This is a genomic window from Salegentibacter agarivorans (genome assembly GCF_900113135.1).
Lineage (GTDB): Bacteria > Bacteroidota > Bacteroidia > Flavobacteriales > Flavobacteriaceae > Salegentibacter > Salegentibacter agarivorans.
In genome coordinates, this window is record NZ_FOOH01000013.1 from 1 (window position 1) to 18,906 (window position 18,906).

At 36.7% G+C, this 18,906-nt stretch carries 8 protein-coding genes; 3 read left to right on the forward strand and 5 right to left on the reverse strand.

Going from position 1 to position 18,906, the window contains the following annotated elements; all coding sequences use genetic code 11:
- A partial coding sequence (locus tag BM084_RS10735) for an integrase core domain-containing protein (protein WP_143083649.1) occupies positions 1-320 on the forward strand: 320 nt, incomplete at its 5' end.
- A 55-nt stretch (positions 321-375) separates the two neighbouring features.
- Here BM084_RS10735 and BM084_RS10740 read toward each other — a convergent pair.
- Genes BM084_RS10740 through BM084_RS10755 form a run of 4 tightly spaced genes read right to left on the reverse strand, consistent with a single transcriptional unit; the run spans position 376 to position 10,539 of the window.
- Entirely contained in the window at positions 376-3,066 is a 2,691-nt protein-coding gene (locus BM084_RS10740; protein ID WP_093304684.1) for an alpha-L-rhamnosidase, read from the reverse strand.
- A 33-nt stretch (positions 3,067-3,099) separates the two neighbouring features.
- Positions 3,100-5,874, reverse strand: coding sequence for an alpha-L-rhamnosidase (locus BM084_RS10745; protein ID WP_093304686.1), 2,775 nt, complete (start codon positions 5,872-5,874; stop codon positions 3,100-3,102).
- A 19-nt stretch (positions 5,875-5,893) separates the two neighbouring features.
- A complete protein-coding gene (locus BM084_RS10750; protein ID WP_093304688.1) occupies positions 5,894-7,423 on the reverse strand; it encodes a RagB/SusD family nutrient uptake outer membrane protein in 1,530 nt (509 codons plus the stop codon).
- An 11-nt stretch (positions 7,424-7,434) separates the two neighbouring features.
- Positions 7,435-10,539 carry a SusC/RagA family TonB-linked outer membrane protein gene (locus tag BM084_RS10755; protein ID WP_093304690.1) on the reverse strand — a complete coding sequence of 1,035 codons (3,105 nt, stop codon included), beginning with the start codon at positions 10,537-10,539 and terminating at the stop codon, positions 7,435-7,437.
- A gap of 1,069 nt (positions 10,540-11,608) precedes the next feature.
- On the opposite strand from BM084_RS10755, the gene BM084_RS10760 reads away from it, so the two are divergent.
- Positions 11,609-14,926, forward strand: coding sequence for a glycosyl hydrolase (locus tag BM084_RS10760; RefSeq protein ID WP_093304692.1), 3,318 nt, complete (start codon positions 11,609-11,611; stop codon positions 14,924-14,926).
- A gap of 658 nt (positions 14,927-15,584) precedes the next feature.
- Here BM084_RS10760 and BM084_RS10765 read toward each other — a convergent pair.
- Complete coding sequence (locus BM084_RS10765; RefSeq protein ID WP_245764366.1) at positions 15,585-16,661, reverse strand: GntR family transcriptional regulator; 1,077 nt, start codon at positions 16,659-16,661, stop codon at positions 15,585-15,587.
- Between the two features lie 144 nt (positions 16,662-16,805).
- On the opposite strand from BM084_RS10765, the gene BM084_RS10770 reads away from it, so the two are divergent.
- On the forward strand, positions 16,806-18,902 hold the full coding sequence (locus tag BM084_RS10770) for a bifunctional aldolase/short-chain dehydrogenase (protein WP_093304694.1): 2,097 nt from the start codon (positions 16,806-16,808) through the stop codon (positions 18,900-18,902).
- Positions 18,903-18,906 lie beyond the last annotated feature (4 nt).

Consider the following 18,906-nt stretch of genomic DNA (forward strand, 5'->3'; position numbering starts at 1 on the left):
TTGCTAAGATGGCTTCAGAATGGAGCCAGATGCAAGAGATCGACTTTCAATATATTCAACCCGGGAAACCAACCCAGAATGCTTTTATAGAGAGATTCAATGGAACATATCGAAGAGGCGTTCTCAATAAGTACCTCTTTGAAGATCTCAATCAGGTAAGGGAACAAACCGAGACCTGGATGGAAGATTACAACAACGTAAGACCACATAATGCATTGGGAAAAATGGCGCCCGTAGCATACGCGAAAAGTCATTCTCCTGGCGGTACCGCCAGGAGAATGAAAAATGATATTTTTGGACAATCAAGCAGTTCTAATTAGGGGAAGCTTACATTAATAATTTAATACGAGAGGCCTTCCATTCTATATTCCAAATTTACAAATAGACCAATATTCGGTGTTCTCCGGACTTAAGGTTAAAAGCTTTCGCTTTTTGTTTTGATTCAATTTTGTTTCCATCAACTTCAATATTATTTCCTTCTAAAAAAACTGTAGCCGTACTATTGGGAGGAATTACCACATCATATTTTACCACCCCATTTTCTAGTTTTTCCCATTTTGATAAAATTTCTCCATAAGGCCCTTCATATCTGGCTTCAAAATGATCTAAGTCTTTTACAAATTTAGGCTTCAGTAGTACATTCTTAAATCCGGGATTTTCGTGATCAGGAAAAATCCCTCCCAGTGCTTTAAAAAACCAGGCACTGATCTCCCCAAACATGATATGATTCCTGGAAAGATCGGAATCTGCACCAATATCCCAGTTCTCCAGCAAGGTGGTCGCTCCATTCTTAATCCACCATCCCCACGAGGGATAAGTCTCTCTGGATGCTACCTCATAAGCGAGATCTTTATATCCATTTTCACTGAGCGCATTTAAAATAGTCTTTGAACCCAGTAAGCCCACATTGATATGTTTCTCATCTTCTATTACTTTTGCAGCAAGATTCTTCGCCACTAGTTCTTTTTGGTTTGCTGGAACAATCCCCCAATATAATGGAGCGCTTAATTCTGTCTGGAATCCACTTCCATAGATCCCTGTTTCTTTATTCAGGTATTTCTCATTAATAGCTAGTTTGATCTTTTCAGCCAGATCGCTATACTTTCTATTATCCTCTTCTTTACCAAGAAGTTTGGCTGTCTTTGCCAAAATATTTGCATCTACATAATAGTAGATAGAGGAGGTTAATTCAACCGGAGTTTTATCCTCTACTGGAACCCAATCACCCAATCCCCAGTCCGTCAAGCCAGAAGGACTGATTTCTGTAATGTGATCTACATATAGTTTTATATTATCGTAATTTTCTTCCAATGCACGACTGTCTCCATAAAACTGGTATAGTTCCCAGGGTATTATTGCGATGGTACTGGTCCAATCAGGACCATTCCCCCAATCATACCCCCAGCCCCAAGTAGGGATAATAGAAGGCAACACCCCATTTGGCTGCTGCTCATCCCTATGGTCATCCATCCATTTTTCATACACTGTAATTCCGTCATAATTATATAAACCCGTTTCTATGGCTATATGAGCATCCCCTGTCCAACCGTTTTTTTCTCGCTGAGGGCAATCTGTTGGGTAGCCAAAAAGATTGGATAAATATGAAGCATTGGTGGCTTCCCATATTTTATTGATTATCTCATTTGAACTTTTAATTTTTCCCACTTGAGGCACATCACTATGCATAAAAATACCGGTAAGATTCTCTTTATGTAATTCAATAGGTTTATTGCTTTCTACTTCCACATACTGAAAGCCCTTATAATTGAATTTAGGCATAAAGGTTTCTTCTCCATCTCCCTTTAAAGTGAAAATATCGGTTTGAAATGGGTCAGAATCGTCCATAGGCCTGTAGTGAACATTGATATTGGACATATCAATAGCCCCCATGCTATCCAGTTGTTCCGCATGGGTGATCCTTAATTCCGTGTTTGGTTCTCCTTTGAGCTTTATTTTGCTTACACCGGAAATATTACGGCCCAAATCAAAGATGTATTTCGTATCACTAACTTTTTGTACACTGACCGGTTTAATTTCTTCTGTATTTCTAACAGGGTGTAAGCTTTGTGCCACAATGTTATCTGAAGGGGCTTCAGTCTCTATCGCATTTTTCCATGCAGAATCCTCAAAATCAGAAGAGTTCCAGTCGGTTTGTTCTAAATTTGCATTATAATGTTCGGCGGTATAAATACTATTAAAGGTAATGGGGCCGGTTGCGGTTTTCCAGTCGCTATCGGTAACAATATCCTCTGAAGTCCCATCCCTATATTGAATTTTTAAATTCATTAAAAACCTGGGGCGATTACGCCACTCGGCTTCGTGAAAATTCCATACAGCGGTAGATTGATGATTGTACCATCCATTTCCTAAAATAACCCCAAGGGCAATTTCATCTTCCTCCTGAATTTGTTTTGTTACATCGTGGGTAACATAGAGGTTCCTTTTATCAAAACGGGTGTAAGTTGGGTCTAAGCGATTATTCCCTATTTTATCCCCATTAATATGTAGTTCGAATAATCCCGCAGCAGTGATATACGCAGTAGCTTTTGTTACTTCTTTAGTAATATCAATTTCTTTTCTAAAATAGGGCGCCGGTTTTAAATCAATATCATTTAAATCGGTAATCCACGAACCTTTCCACTCTTCGTTCATTATTCCGGTTTCAAAACTGGCGACTTCTGAAGTAGCGCTCACAGCATTATCTTGGTCCAGTACTTTTATTCTCCAGAAATATTTAGTAAAAGGATTCAGAGAGGGACCATCGTAAACAGCAAGATTAACGGAATCTCTTACAGTTCCTGATTGCCAGATATTACCTTCTCCTTCTGAAACTGCTATGGAATCTGTTCCTATGTACATTTCATAGGCTACTTGGTGTACATTTTTATCCTCTGTTGCTATCTTCCATCTAAACCTTGGTTTTTCTGTATCTATACCAATAGGATCTTTTAGGTATTCGCATACAAGGTCAAATACTTTTACATCTTTATTCTCTTCGTTTTCACAAGAACTAAACACCAAAAAGATTAAAATAAATATTCTTAATTTTAAAAATTCAGTCTTCATATTATTTTTTCTAACTCCTTAGAGGTTTACTCATCAGTTTTCTATGGTGAAATTATATATACCTGAACCAGTTTCAACGATCACATTTCCTGTTTCATCTTTATTAATAATTACATCATTAAGTGAGGATAATGATCTATTTCCCTCTTTAATAGATGAAATCTCTTTCGTTGGTAGGTGAATCTTCGATGTAGTATTAACGGGGATTTCAAATTGCATTTTTATTTTTCCTTCATCCTTTTTCCAAAAAGATTTGATTTTTCCATAATAAGTTTCTAATTCTCCATTTACCATAGTCAAACCTTCATTTTCATATTGAGCTTCTACTTTTTCTGATACTAGATTGTTGTTAGTATGAGGTTTAAAAATTATTTTTTTATAACCCACTCCTTCTGGATCAGTTGCGCTATTTATTCCCGAAAGCGTTTTGTACATCCAATCACCAATAGCTCCATAGGCATAGTGGTTAAAAGAATTCATACTGGGGGTTTGGAAGCTGCCGTCTGGCTTTCTCCCATCCCATCTTTCCCATATAGTGGTGGCTCCTACGGTAACAGGGTATAACCACGAGGGGTAGGTTTTTTGCATAAGTAAAGTATATGCCAAATCATGATGACCAAACCTAGTAAGAACATGATTTAAATATGGGGTTCCTAAAAATCCGGTAGTTAAGTGGTATCCATAATTTACAATATTATCAGCTAAGCGCTTTGCCGCTTGACTCCTTAGATTTTCAGGAAGCATATTGAAATTAAGTGCTAGAACATATGCAGTTTGTGAACTTGAAACCAATCGACCGTTTGGTGTAAGATATTCTTTAGCAAACGCTTTTTTTATTTTTTTTAGTAATTCTGAATACTTTTTTACATCCTCTTCTTTTCCTAAAACCTCAGCAGTATTTATAAGATTTTGAGTAGAATGAGCGAAGAAACATTGTGCAATTAAGTACTTATCGGTTAATGCCGCCCTGCCATCGTTATCATCCTCAGGACGGTAAAACAGCCAGTCTCCAAAATGAAAACCAGTGTTCCACAAATTATTTTCACTTTCGTTTTCCATATATTGTACCCAGCCTTCCATACTTTTATATTGTTCTTCCAGTACGCGTTTATTCCCATACATGGTATACAAATCCCATGGAATAATGGTTCCTGCATCCGCCCAACCAGCAGAACCAGTAGCGTCATCTCCTAAAACGTTTGGGATGACATGAGGAATACTCCCATTTTCTAATTGTTCAGAAGCAAGATCTTTTAACCATTTCTCAAAAAAGTTATTGACATGCATGTTAAAACCCGCCGTGCGGGAAAACACTTGTGCATCACCTGTCCAGCCTAATCTTTCATCTCTTTGAGGACAGTCTGTCGGTACATCTAAAAAATTTCCTTTTTGCCCCCATTTAATATTTCGTTGTAATTGATTTAGCGACTCATTTGAAGTATAAAATGAGCCTGTTTCATCCATATCTGAATATAGAGCAACTGCAGTAAAATTTTCTGGTTTTATATATTCATTCGCAGCTTCCACCTTAACATATCTGAAGCCCTGCCAGGTAAAGTGTGGAAAAAATATTTCCTCTCCCTCTCCATTTAAAATATATGTGTTTTTCTGATCTGCTCCTCGAAGGTTTGCTGTATAGAAATTCCCGTCTTTATCTAATACTTCGGCATGGTATAGTTTTATGGTGTCTCCTTTCTTACCATTGACTTTCACCTTTACAAAACCTACTAGATTTTGACCAAAGTCAAGTACAATTTCGTTTTTTGGCGTTTTAATTATCTCTTTAGGCTCAAAAGTTTCTTGCTTTTTAACTGGTTCATTAAGAGTAGCAATTAAATTATCATAACCAAAACTCTCTACTCTTACATTATACCATTCAGAATCATTAAAACCGGGCCTCTTCCATCCTTTTTCAATTTTAGAAGCATCGGCCATTTCACCATCGTATATTTCGGAACTTTGTATGTGACTTTTACTAGATTTCCATGAACTGTCGGTAGTGATTAAATCAGTTGAACCATCGGTATATATAACATTAATTTGCATTAAAAGGCTTATATTATCGCCGTATAAATTATTATTATCCTCCCAGGCTAAAGCACCTCTGTACCACCCGCTGCCTAATATTGCTCCTACTGCATTTTCTCCGTTTTTTACCATTTTAGACACATCATACATCTGATATTGAATTCTTTCATCGTAATTAGTCCATCCAGGAGTAAAGTATTCATCTCCCACACGCTCACCGTTAATATAAGCTTCATACAATCCTCTTGAAGTTATAATGGCAGTAGCAGATTGAATATCTTTTTCTATGTCAAATTCTTTTCTGAATATTGGGCTTGGTCTTTTTCCTGAGTTTTCAGAATAGGATGCACTTATCCACTTCGCATCCCAATCATTTTTATTCAGCAAACCCATTTGCCAATAACCAATTTTACTCCAATTTGAACTTTTCCCATTTTGATCCCAAACTTTAACTCTCCAGAAATATTTATTAAAAGAAGTCACGGTTTCCCCGCTATAAGGAATATGCACTGATTGTGGAGAATTAACTTTACCACTATCCCATAGTAGTCCTTCTTCATTTTCTAAAGAATTTTTAGTACCAGCAACTTGAATTTGATAAGCAGATTGTTTTACATTTCTCTTATCAGAAGATAACTTCCACGTAAACTGGGGATGAACAATATCGATTCCCAAAGGGTTCCTTCTATTTTCCAGTAAAGTTTCCTCAACTTGAATGTTTTGTGCAAATAATATTTGCACAATAAACATAAATGACACTGTATAAATTAATTTTTTCATAATAGTTGGTTTTAAACTCTTACTGAGGGTTTTGTTCTAAATTATTTAAAGTTACTTCTCTTTGCGGAATTGGTAGTAGTAGTGAATTATCATCAATCTCATAAGCTCCAGATGGGACAATATCCCCTCTTATTTCTTTTTCCTCTTCACCATGAGTATTCATTATTTCCACGATATTATCCCTACGAAGTAAGTCATACCATCTGTGATTTTCAAACGCCAGTTCTACTCTTCTTTCTTGAAAAACAGCCTCTCTAAATTCATCTTGATTAGTTACTTCAGTCGAATTAATATCTTCTAAACCAGCTCTATTACGGACTTGATTAACTAAATCAAAAGCTTCTCCATCAGCTGAAAAGCCTTCTTCATTTAAACTTTCTGCCAACATCAACAAAACATCAGCATATCTTAATGTAGGAAAATTAACACTTGTATTTCCACTTAAATCAAACCCAAAATTATATTTAGACACATATGGTTGTTCAACAAACACCCCATTTTCATCCATAAACCCTAACGATAAAGAAGCTTCTTTTCTTAAGTCTCCTTCTTCATAGGCTTGAATCATATCACGAGTAGGGTGATTCCACCCACTTCCTGCTGCCAGAGTAGGCATTTGCGGATCCCCTGTAACAAGGTTACCTGAGTTATTTGGTGCGAACTGATATAGAAATGTACTCCCTAGCCCTTCTTCGGATCCTAGATACTGAACGGAGAAAATAATTTCTGAGTTGTCCGAATAATTGGGGTCAAAGATTTTTCGGTAACTATCGGAATCACCTGATAAAAGGCTATATTCAGTTATTTCTTGTAAAACGTTTACTGCTTCAGAGTAACTCCCCTGAGCCATATAAGCTTTTGCTAACATAGTTTTTGCTGCTCCTGAAGTTGCCCTCCCCCTATTGGCATGACCAACAGTCGGCAAATTTTCAACAGCTATAGTGAGATCCTCAATAATTGAATTAAAGATTTCCTCTTTCGATGCTCTGCCTTCAGAATGAGCATCACTAGGATTTGTCGTACTTACTAATTCTAATGGTATTCCCCCAAATTGTTGTACTAGGTGATAATAATAAAAAGCTCTTAAAAATCTTACTTCTCCTTTATACTCTTTTTTCTGTTGCTCCTCCAGATCAGAAATCCCATCGATGTAATCAAGTACAGTATTGGCTCTGGCAATTCCCGTATAGGATTTTTGCCAAAAAGTTTCAAGTGGGTCTACCGCTGACGCTGGAATTAGAAAATAGTCTACAAGGTCCCTATTCTCAAGACCTCTATCTGCATTATAATACTGGAAAGTTGTGTTATCAGATCTCATTTCTCCAAACAACCAATATTCCAGAGTAGTTAGATCTCTCAAAGGTACATACGCTCCAATTACAGCTTGCTCCATTTGTGCAGCTGTTTTAAAAAAGGAAGCATCTGTAGTATTAGATTCAGGATCTAACTCCAAAAAATCATCACTACAACTGCTTAAGGTTAACATCAAAGTACTAATCCCTAAAAGTTTAAAACAAAACTTAAGTGTTATCATATATTTAGCTTTCATAATCTACTTTTTTAAAATGAAAAATTCAATCCAAGAATAAATGTCCTAGCCAAAGGATAGGAGGTAAAGTCAACTCCAGGAGCAAGTGTAAGGCTCCCACCTCCCCTATTTGCCGAATTAGCAACTTGAGGATTCCCCCTACTATAATCGGTAATAATAAAGGCATTGTTAACACTACTATAAATCCTAGCTTGCTTAATAAAACCATTTTCTTGAAAAAAAGATTCAAAACTATAACCTAAAGTTAAATTCCGCATTCTCAGAAAAGAGGCGTCCTCCACCCAACTCGAATTTACATCGCGATAAGGAACTCTCCCCCCATTGGTGGTAGGTGTCACACCATCACCTGGTTCCTCTGGAGAGCGCCAACGATCCAAAACATCTGTGGTTACATTGAATATCCCATCAATATTCTTTAAGAATTGATTTGCTCCGACTAATATATCCCCACCATACTGACCATCAATGGCTGCGGTAAGGTCAAAATTTTTATAATTAAAAGAATTAGTGACACCAAAGGTGAAATCTGGAGTAGGATCCCCAATAATAGCGAAATCGTTAACTGCTTCAATTAATCCATCATTATTAATATCCTTATATTTTATAGATCCAGGTACTGCAGATGGATATTGTGGAGAATTGTCTAAATCTTCCTGGTCAGTATACACTCCTTCTAACACATACCCATAAAACTGTCCAATTGGTTTTCCTACTTGTGTAATATGAGTTGGATTTCCTTCACCACTTCTTCCGGCTAGAATGAAGTTGTTATCACCTTCTAACGATAACACTTCATTTCTGTTGAATGCTATATTAAAGTTAGTATTCCAGGTGAATTCCCCTTTAATATTTTGAGAATTTAATCCTATTTCCAATCCCTCATTCAATATTTCACCACCATTAATTGTAGCAAATTGAAATCCAGATGTAGACGGGATCTCCGTATCTATTAACATATTATTAGTGGTCCTTCGATAGTAATCAAAAATGAAGCTCAATCGATTATTCAGGATATCTCCTTCAACACCAACATCTAATTGGTTGGATTCTTCCCAAGTTAAATTTGGATTTCCGAGAGAATTTAAAGCCCTTCCATATGCAATGCTGTTTCCTGATACATAATTTGAAGATCCTATTGTTGCTAAGTGTGTGTAATTTCCTATATTGAAATTACCAGATAATCCATAGCTAGCCCTTAGTTTTAAATTTTCAAAGAAAGAGTTTTCCATAAAAGATTCTTCACTAATTTGCCAAGCAGCACCTAAGGAAGGAAATGTGCCATATCGTTCCTCATCCCCAAACCTGGAAGATCCGTCAGATCTTATTGTCGCAGTTAATAAATATTTGCTTTTGAAGTTATAATTCACTCTGGCAAAGTAAGATAATAGAGCCCATTCCTGAATTATTTCATTCCAACCGTTTATACGTCCTGCTGCACCAATTGTTTGGACTTCATCATCTGGAAAATCTGTTGCGTTTAAAATTATATTTTCACTTCTTTCTTTTTGTGTTTCGAAACCAGCCGTTAGATCTAAAGAATGATTATCATTAATATATCTGTTATAGTTCAATAAAACCTGAGACGACTGATTAAGTCTATTTGAACGATTTAAATTTGCACTAGGTACGATTGGAGGAGGGAGATTGGTTGCTCCAATGAAACTAGGGATGAATTGTGAGCTTTGACCATTTGAATAATCTGCCGTATAACTATACTTCGCTTTAAAACCTTCGAAAACCTCTAATTCCGCAAAAACAGTTCCTAATCCTCTAAAATTTTCTATTTCAGTTCCTGCAAATTCGAGACTATTTAAAGGATTAGGATTCTCATATAATCCTGAACCGCCAACGAAAGGAGTCCTATTACCGTTTTCATCGGTAACCGGAACAGTAGGGTTTAACCACTGAGTGGATCCTACCACATCAACAAAATCACTTTCAGTATTATTTGTATCTTGAATACTAAAAGTTGGAGCCAAATCAATTCCCACTTTTAATCTATCAGTCAAGTTGGCTTCTAAACTAGTGCGTATGGTATATCTTTCAAAACCGGTGTATTTTATTACTCCTTCTTGATTAAAATAACCCAATGATAAAGCCCCTCTTAAATTATCGCTTCCTCCACGGACATTAAAATAAACATTATGCTGCGGAGCTGTTTGTAAAATTGTTTCATACCAATCTGTTCCTTCGCCATACATTTCTGGGTTTTGGTATTCCTCTGGAATGTTCGCATCAGAAGCCTGTCCACCTGCAGCTATAGCAGCATCTTCTCTTATTTCTTTTTGAAACTGTGCAAACTGCCTTCCATTTAGTAAATCTGGTCTTCCTTTGTCAGGAACTTGCTGAAAGCCTGTATATGTGTTAAAATCAATTTGTAATTTACCGCTTCTACCTTGTTTCGTTTCTATAATGATTACACCATTTGCTCCCCTAGACCCATATATAGCAGTAGAACTTGCATCTTTTAAAACTGAAATAGATGCAATATCATCAGGATTTAGCAAGTTTAAGGGATTGCTTGTTTGATTAAAAGAATTGCTAATAGGAAAACCATCAATTACTACCAAAGGATCTGAATTAGCTCCGATTGAACCAGATCCCCTAATTTTTATTCTAGCCGCACCTCCGGGTGTACCTGTCACAGTACTCACTTGCACACCAGGTATTTGACCTGCTAATTTTTGATCGACGGAAGCTACAGGAATATCTTTTATCTCTTCTGATTGTACTGTAGCCACGGAACCGGTCAAATCCCGTCTTTGCTGCGAACCGTATCCAACCACAACTACTTCAGATAATTGCTCATCATCCGGAGAAAGAGTTATATCGATATCCGTCCTACCTTCTACTGGAATTTCTAAGGTCTTAAAGCCTAAAAAAGAAACTACTAAAGTAGCATCCGTAGAAGCTTGTAAACTAAAATCGCCATCAAAATCGGTAACGGTACCATTTGTGCTTCCTTTAACAAATACATTTACTCCAGGCAAAGGCATATTGTCATCGATTGATGTTATATTACCTCTAATTGTAATTACCTCTTGCGCTTGTAATGGAATAGCTAGACATATAGCAATTCCTAAAAAGTAACATTTTAACTTTTCTTTTAATTTCATATCCTGTCGATTAATACATTATTTACAAATTCTTAACATTCAAACTTATTTAGTTCTATTCAAGAAGGTATCCTGTACTATACTGCTCTAAGAATTTTTTGAAAAATGTATTCGAACTTTACTGAAAAAGAATAGCTTGCGAAATTAGTACAATGAGTATGAAAGATTATATACCGATAATCCTTTAGAGGTAGGTTTTTAAAATCAAAATTATTACTAGATTAGTAATTCGGAAACTGCAAAACGAAGTATGAATCTTATTTAATTAATATATAGAATTAGATTTAATCCAAATTTAGATTCCTCTTTATCCTAACGATACTTTCTTTAAGATTTCTAAAGATCGATAAAGGGAACAGGCTTGTAACAACTGGCCTCCATTCATTCGATCCTGCTTTTTATATTTATCCGGGTGTGGGTTCCGGCCGTCGTCCACCTATAATTCAGACCACTAAGCCCTTTTTCAAAAGTTTCTAATGTGTTGTTCTTTACAACTCGGGGCCTGAAAATTTTGAAACGAGAATTATTACCACATCCCAGGGAAACATGATTATAATAGCGAGCCTCATATTCATTATCATTTTTTTTCTATTTCTCTTAAACATCCCACATTTTTAAAAAACAATCTTTTCACCGTCAAATCCTAAGATTTCTGCTTTCCAAATGATTAATTGCAGATCACGCTTTTTGAAGACGGCCTTTAAAGCTTTTTCCGTAACTATTTAGATGAATTTTTTGTCACCTATATTCCATCCAAACTTTAGTAAGGGTTTAAAGATTTACCATCCATAAAAAATTACGAAGGCCGTGAAACGAATTTTTCGCCTATCAGGGTTACATATAACTTCAAATTGGTCACCATCTACTGCCATTTGATCTGAATTTCTAAATATCGGTAAGCAAACTAGCTAAAGCAGCACAGTACAGGATGAAGAAGATTTTGCTTTTTCCTTTTTTTAACATCTGTTATCTGGATGAATTGGGTATATTTTAACTTTTAAGATATATCTACCTTCAATAGAGATGTGGATTAAAAAGCTCAATAAAAATCGAAAAATTAAAATAAACAATGAAAGCTATATTGACCAAATATCTAGTGAATAAAGTAACCGTATTGCTTCTGGTTGTATTACCACTTTATGCGTGCAACGATAAAGAAGACCTGAAAAATGATTATCCAGCAGTTTCTATTGAAGAGTTAAGGACGAACTTTAAAACACCTCCTGAAAATGTAAAGCCTTGGACCTATTGGTATTGGATTAATAATCATATTTCTAAAGAAGGTATTACTAAAGATCTGGAAGCGATGGCTGAGGTAGGGATTGGAGCCGCTCTTATAGGAAATATTTTTCTAGATGATATAGCTGCCGAAGAAGGGGAAGTGTCAGTGTTAAGTCCGGAATGGAAAGAATTAACCCAACATGCCATACGGGAAGGTGATCGAGTGGGAGTAGATATCGGTTTGTTCAATAGTCCAGGCTGGAGTCAGTCTGGCGGACCCTGGAATGATGAATCCAATTCAATGCGGTATCTTACTTCTTCAGAATTAAAAGTTGAGGGAGGTAAGAGGATAGAAAAAAAATTAGAAGCTCCAACTGATGATTTTGAAGATGTTAGTGTTTTGGCAATTCCTTCGAGAAATGTAAAAAGCTATCAGGAAGCCTTTAACATTTCTTCAGATAAGAAAATTTCCAATTTAAATAATTTAATGGATAATGATACAGCCACCACTGTTTCACTTTCTGATCTGGAAAATGTGACTTTGCTGCTCGAGGCTGAAGAAAATCAAACTTTGCGAAGCTTAAAAATTTATCCCTCCAGATCCACTTTAATGATGGATGTAAAACTCCTGGCAGAAATAAATGGTAGTTGGGAAGAAATTCGCAACTTTGAATTTGATCGCAGAAGTGCAATGGATCAACTTGGATATGATGATTATCCGCCTGTTGTGGTTTCCTTTCCAGAAGTAAATGCTAAAAAGTTTCGGATAGAATTGAGGAATATTAACGCCACTCTTAACAGTAAAGAAATCGGTCTTTCAGAAATTCAAATTTCTTCCATACCTCAATTGGAATATTACACTGAAAAACAACTTGGAAAAATGCATCAAACCCCTTTGCCTTTGGATGATGCTTATAGATGGCCTGATCAACAGGAGCCTTCTGGTGAAGGTTTGCTCCTTACCAGCGATAGCATTATTGATATTTCGGATAAACTTTTAGAAGACGGAACATTAAATTGGGATGTCCCTGAAGGGGAATGGACTATTCTTAGAACGGGGATGACAACCACGGGCATAACCAACTCCCCTGCCGCATCTAATGCTAAGGGATTGGAGGTAGATAAGATCAATAAAGAAGCGTTGCAGCAACATTTTGATGGTTTTGTAGGAGACATTCTTGAGTCTATGCCGGCCGAAGAACGTAAAGCCCTTAAATATGTAGTGGCCGATAGCTACGAAACCGGGAGTCAAAACTGGACTAATGACTTTGAAGATACTTTTCAGGAAACCTATGGCTATGATCCTATAATTTACCTGCCGGTAATGACCGGGAGAATAGTGAATTCCGTGGGAGAATCTAATCGTTTTCTATGGGATCTTAGAAGACTTATCGCGGATAAAGTTGCAGATGAGTACGTTGGCGGACTAAGGGAAATAAGTGAAGAAAATGGATTAAAATTATGGCTTGAGAATTATGGCCACTGGGGCTTTCCTTCTGAATTTTTAAGGTATGGTGGGCAATCGCATCTTGTAGCAGGTGAATTCTGGGCTGAAGGAGACCTAGGAAGTATTGAGTGTAGGGCAGCTTCATCGGCTGCCCATATTTACGGGAAAACCCAGGTTTCTGCAGAATCCTATACTGCTGCCGGAGGTCATTTCATGAGGCATCCGGGTAGGCTGAAAATCAAGGGTGACTGGAGTTTTACGGAAGGAATAAACCATCCCGTTTTTCACGTTTATATCCAGCAGCCCTATGAGGATAAGGTTCCAGGAGTAAATGCCTGGTTTGGGACAGAATTTAACAGGCATAATACATGGTTTACTAAAGCTAAACCCTGGGTAGATTATCAACGTAGAAGCCAATATATGCTTCAACAGGGAAAATATGTTGCAGACGTTGCTTATTTTATAGGTGAAGATGCTCCAAAAATGACAGGGGTAATGAATCCTGAATTGCCTGCCGGGTATTCCTTTGATTATATTAATGCCGATGTAATAATGAACCGTTTAAGTGTAGAAGATGGAAGGCTCACGTTGCCGGATGGCCTATCCTACAAGATACTTGTTTTGCCTGAGGTGGAAACGATGCGTCCAGAGGTCCTTGAAAAGATAGAAGATCTCGTGTCTCAAGGAGCTGTAATAATGGGCAATCCACCGAAAAAATCGCCCAGCCTTCAAAATTATCCTGAAGCCGATGAAAAGGTTGAGAAGCTTTCAAAAGAATTATGGGGAGAAAATGATGAAAATATAGAAGTAGTAGATTATGGAGAGGGCAGAGTTTTTCCATATAAAGATTTGGATCAGACTTTGGTGCAGCTTGGAACTGTGCCGGATTTTAAAACAGATACAGAACAACCTGTTCTTTGGATTCACCGACGTTTGGCTGATAAGGATATATATTTTATTACCAATCAAAGTGAGGAAAGAATCTCATTTGATGCATCTTTTAGGGTGAAAGACATGCAGCCTGAAATTTGGGATGCTACCACAGGTACTACTAGAGCCTTACCCGAGTTTTCTGAAACTGACCACTACACGCAAATTCCCTTACAACTTGAGCCTGCTGAAAGCGGATTTATTGTCTTTTCTAAAGGTAAATTCAAGAGTGAAAGTGATCAGCCTCAAAATTATGAGTCGGCCAAAACTCTTACAACAATTGATGAAAAGTGGGATGTACAGTTTAAAAATGAAAAAATTGGTATCAACAAAGAAATCGCGATGGATGGGTTGGAAGATTGGATAGAGTCTGAGGACAACGATATCAAGTATTTTTCAGGAACTGCGAATTACCGAAATACCTTTAATTTGGAAAAAATCCCATCAGCAAAAAAAATCTTTCTGGATATCGGTAAGGCAGATGTCCTGGCAAATATTAAAATAAATGGATCTGAAGTTGGAGGCTTATGGACAGCTCCCTGGAGAATTGACGTAACTGAGTATTTAATTGAAGGCAAAAACGATGTGGAGATAGAGGTTACAAACCTCTGGATAAATCAATTAATCGCGGATGATAGGAGAAGGGAAGGTGAGAAGAAGACCTGGGTTTTAGTTGAAGAAACCTATAACAGCGCAAATTCATTGCAGCCATCTGGGTTAAAAGGACCTATAAAACTCGTGAGCTTTGATGGAATGTATAGTCGTCAGGTTTCCGATAAGGAATATTAAATAAACTTAAAGTTTAATTCTATTTTTTCCGGCTATTGCTATGCTTAGATTAATATTTTTACAAGAAATAATGAAAATGCCCATTCAATCTCTTTATTTATTCTAGGAGGGTAAATATCCCGAGGCTTGCCTCGCATGATAAAATAGTAATCTTTGAGCGTGAGTTAAACTAAACATTTTCATAAAAGTAAGAATGTATCTTTGTTTCCATTTGGTATGTTCAACAAAGTATGACCGATTAGTATTGAGTACCAAAATTGATCACGTATTAAAAAGGACTTGCATTGAAATTGAAAATAGATGAAGTTCCCTCTGAAGGTCAAAATGATATTTATTGGCATTTTTTTCGGCGCGAAATTGTTATGTCGATTTCAGGTGCCGATGGCTGGCAGATCGGACCAATGGCATGGCTAAGTTAATATGCGCTAAGGTTCAATGTTTTGTATGGTAACGAATCTATCAAAATAGAATCTTATGGGAGTTCTTGAACTGGCTGAAAAAAACCTTCCAACTAGATTATGGAGTATTGAGGGTGAGTCATCTAAAAGATTTTAGCGTGAATATTGAAACTGAAATAGAAACCCCTGAAAAGCTAAAATAATTAAGTAGAATTTCAATTGCTAAACACGCTAAAGAGCTTTGTGAGATTTTAATGAAATCAGACAGAATTTCTTTCTATATACTTGAATACGTTTTTAACCTGCTCTTTTTTATTTTTTAAAACCATATAGGCTGCAGATTCTCCCATAGTTTTAAAATCTGTACTAATCACCGAAATCCCTAAAAGCTCTTTTAATGGAGTTTCATTGTACGATATTATACCGATATTTTTACCAAGGACCAGCCTCTTTTTTCTAACCTGACGTACTAAATTAACCAAATCTCTCTCTTGAATGGTTATGTAAACATCTTTACTTTGAAGATCCATATCTTCGTATATTTCTTCTAGAATTTCAAAATCCAAATCATTATCCCAGCAAAATTCCTGAAAACCACGCAAAATCCTCTTTGGATATGGATTAGAATTTTTGCTGGGATACACTAATATTATCTTATCGTATTTATTAATTTTTTTTAGACCTTCCTTTAAAGCATTATAAATATCATTTTTAAAATCCTGATAAATGGCACCATATTCACCTGAAATACCGGGTTTGGTGTTATCCAACATAACAAGTCTGTCCTTGGGAATTCGTTCCAGCACTTTTAAAACATTAGCTGTATAACTAACGTGCTTAGAGTTTTCATCCCTGAAATGAGGCATAATTACATAATAGTCATAAGCACCAATGTTTCTTTCTAGTGCTTTAATAAATAAAGATTCATCACAATGATAAATAAACATATTTACATGGCCGTTTATCCCTAGAGTGTTTACGAATGAGTCGTAAATCATCATTTTGTATGTACTCGGCTTATTAACTAAGAAAAAGACATTAATTTTTGCTACAAGATCAGTTTTATTGATATAGAAACCTTTTCCTTTAACAGAAACAATTATTTGACGGCTCTTTAATATTTTATATGCTTTATCTACTGTGTCTCTAGAAAGATAACAGGTTTCACTAAGTTCATTTATTGAGGGTATCTTTTCTCCTATTTTTAAATTTCCTTTCGAAATATCATTAATAACAGAATCTACTATCTGTTTGTATTTTGGAACCCTTGAATTATCGTTAATTTTTATCTGAAAAGTATGAATCATGGGAATAGCTAAAGCATTCGTATATATCATTAAACGGTTATCAAATTTAATATAATTTTTAAGAGTAAAGTTTAAAATATAAAAGTGATAAATGATATAGCAGTACACTACAGGATACTACCCTATAATTTATAATTTACTTTTGAGGTATTAAAGAAATTTTTTGAAATAATTATGGAAAAAACTTTTAAGTACGTAGACTATCTCTGGGACGATAAAAAAGCTGCAGACCTGGGCGATGACCAGGTTGCATTATTTCTATATAGATCTAATATCCTCGGTGCAGATTTAAGAATTACTAACTACGGCGGTGGAAATACCAGCTGTAAAACAATAGAAAAAGATCCTTTAACCAATGAAGATGTTGAGGTTATGTGGGTTAAGGGGTCTGGTGGAGACATCGGCACTTTAACCAGGGAAGGTATTGCCGGATTATATACCGAAAGATTAAGAAACCTTAAAAAGGTTTATAAAGGTATTATGGATGAAGATCGTATGGTGGGGCTTTTTAACCATTGTATTTACGATTTAAACAGTAAAGCACCATCCATTGATACTCCTTTGCACGGTCTTCTTCCGTTTAAACATATAGATCACTTGCATCCAGATGCACTTATTGCTGTGGCGGCAGCAAAAGATAGTGAACAAGTAACCAAAGAAATTTGGGGAGATACAATGGGTTGGGTCCCATGGCAACGTCCTGGCTTTGATCTTGGTCTTCAGTTAGAAAAATGCCTGGAGGAAAATCCAGGAATTCGAGGAATAGTACTTGGAAGTCACGGACTGTTTACGTGGGGAGATACTTCTTATGAATGTTATATTAACAGTCTTGATGTTATAGAAACTGCTTCAGAATATATTGAGAAAAAGGTAAAAAACCAGGGAGAAGTTTTTGGAGGAAAGAAGGTAGACAGCCTTCCTTCGTCTGAAAGAAAAGAAAAAGCAGCAGAGTTGCTACCGTTGCTTCGCGGTCTGGCCTCTTCCGAAAATAGAATGATCGGACATTTTACAGATAGTGATGCCGTACTGGAATATATAAATAGTAATGATCTTGAAAGGCTAGCTCCTATGGGCACCTCATGTCCAGACCACTTTCTGCGAACAAAAATTCAGCCTCTAATCCTGAAATTAGATCCGTCTGCCGATCTTTCCGATCCAGAGGCAGTTCTTAAAAAATTAGAACCAGATTTTAACCAATACCGTAAGGAGTATAAAGAATATTACGAAAATTGCAAACATGCTAATAGTCCGGCAATGCGAGACCCTAATCCGGTAATTATTATTTACCCGGGGGTTGGAATGTTTAGTTTTGCTAAGAATAAACAAACGGCAAGAGTTGCCAGTGAATTTTATGTAAACGCCATAAATGTAATGCGTGGTGCAGAGGCTATAACTGAATATACTTCCCTGCCTCGCCAGGAAGCATTTGATATTGAATACTGGCTTCTGGAAGAAGCAAAATTGCAAAGAATGCCTGCTGAGAAACCACTTTCCAGAAGAGTTGCTATTGTAACTGGAGCAGCTGGTGGTATTGGTAAGGCAATAGCCGATAAAATGGTAGCCGAAGGCGCAAATGTGGTGCTAACCGATATCACCAAAGAATCTTTAGAAGAGGCTGTTAAGACTTATAAAAAAGACCAGGTGAGCAGTGTGGTTTGCGATGTGACGGATGAAGCTTCAATTATCGCTGCTTATAAAGAGGCGAATCTCGCTTTTGGTGGAGTGGATATAATTGTACATTCTGCCGGCTTGGCAATCTCAAAATCTTTAGAAGATACTAGCATGAAAGACTGGAACCTGCTTCAGGATGTGTTGGTTAAAGGTCAGTTTTTAATGGCACAACACGGAGCTGCTGTGATGAAAAAGCAAGGATTTGGAGGTGATATTATCAATATTGCCAGTAAAAACGGAATTGCCTCAGGGCCTAATAACGTAGGCTACGGTACTGCAAAAGCGGCACAACAGCATATGTCCAGATTATTGGCAACAGAGTTGGGCGGAGATAAAATTAAAGTGAATATTGTTAATCCCGACGGTGTTATTGTCGGTAGTAAAATATGGGAAGGAGCCTGGGCAGAAGGTCGTGCCAAAGCTCACGGTATTAAGGTAGAAGACTTACCTAAGCACTACGCAAAACGCAACCTGTTACAGGAAATTATTTTACCCGAAGATGTGGCAAACGGAGTTTTTGCATGTATTGGAGTGCTTGATAAAAGTACCGGAAACACAATAAATGTAGATGGAGGAATGGCCAATGCTTTTGTGAGATAATTAG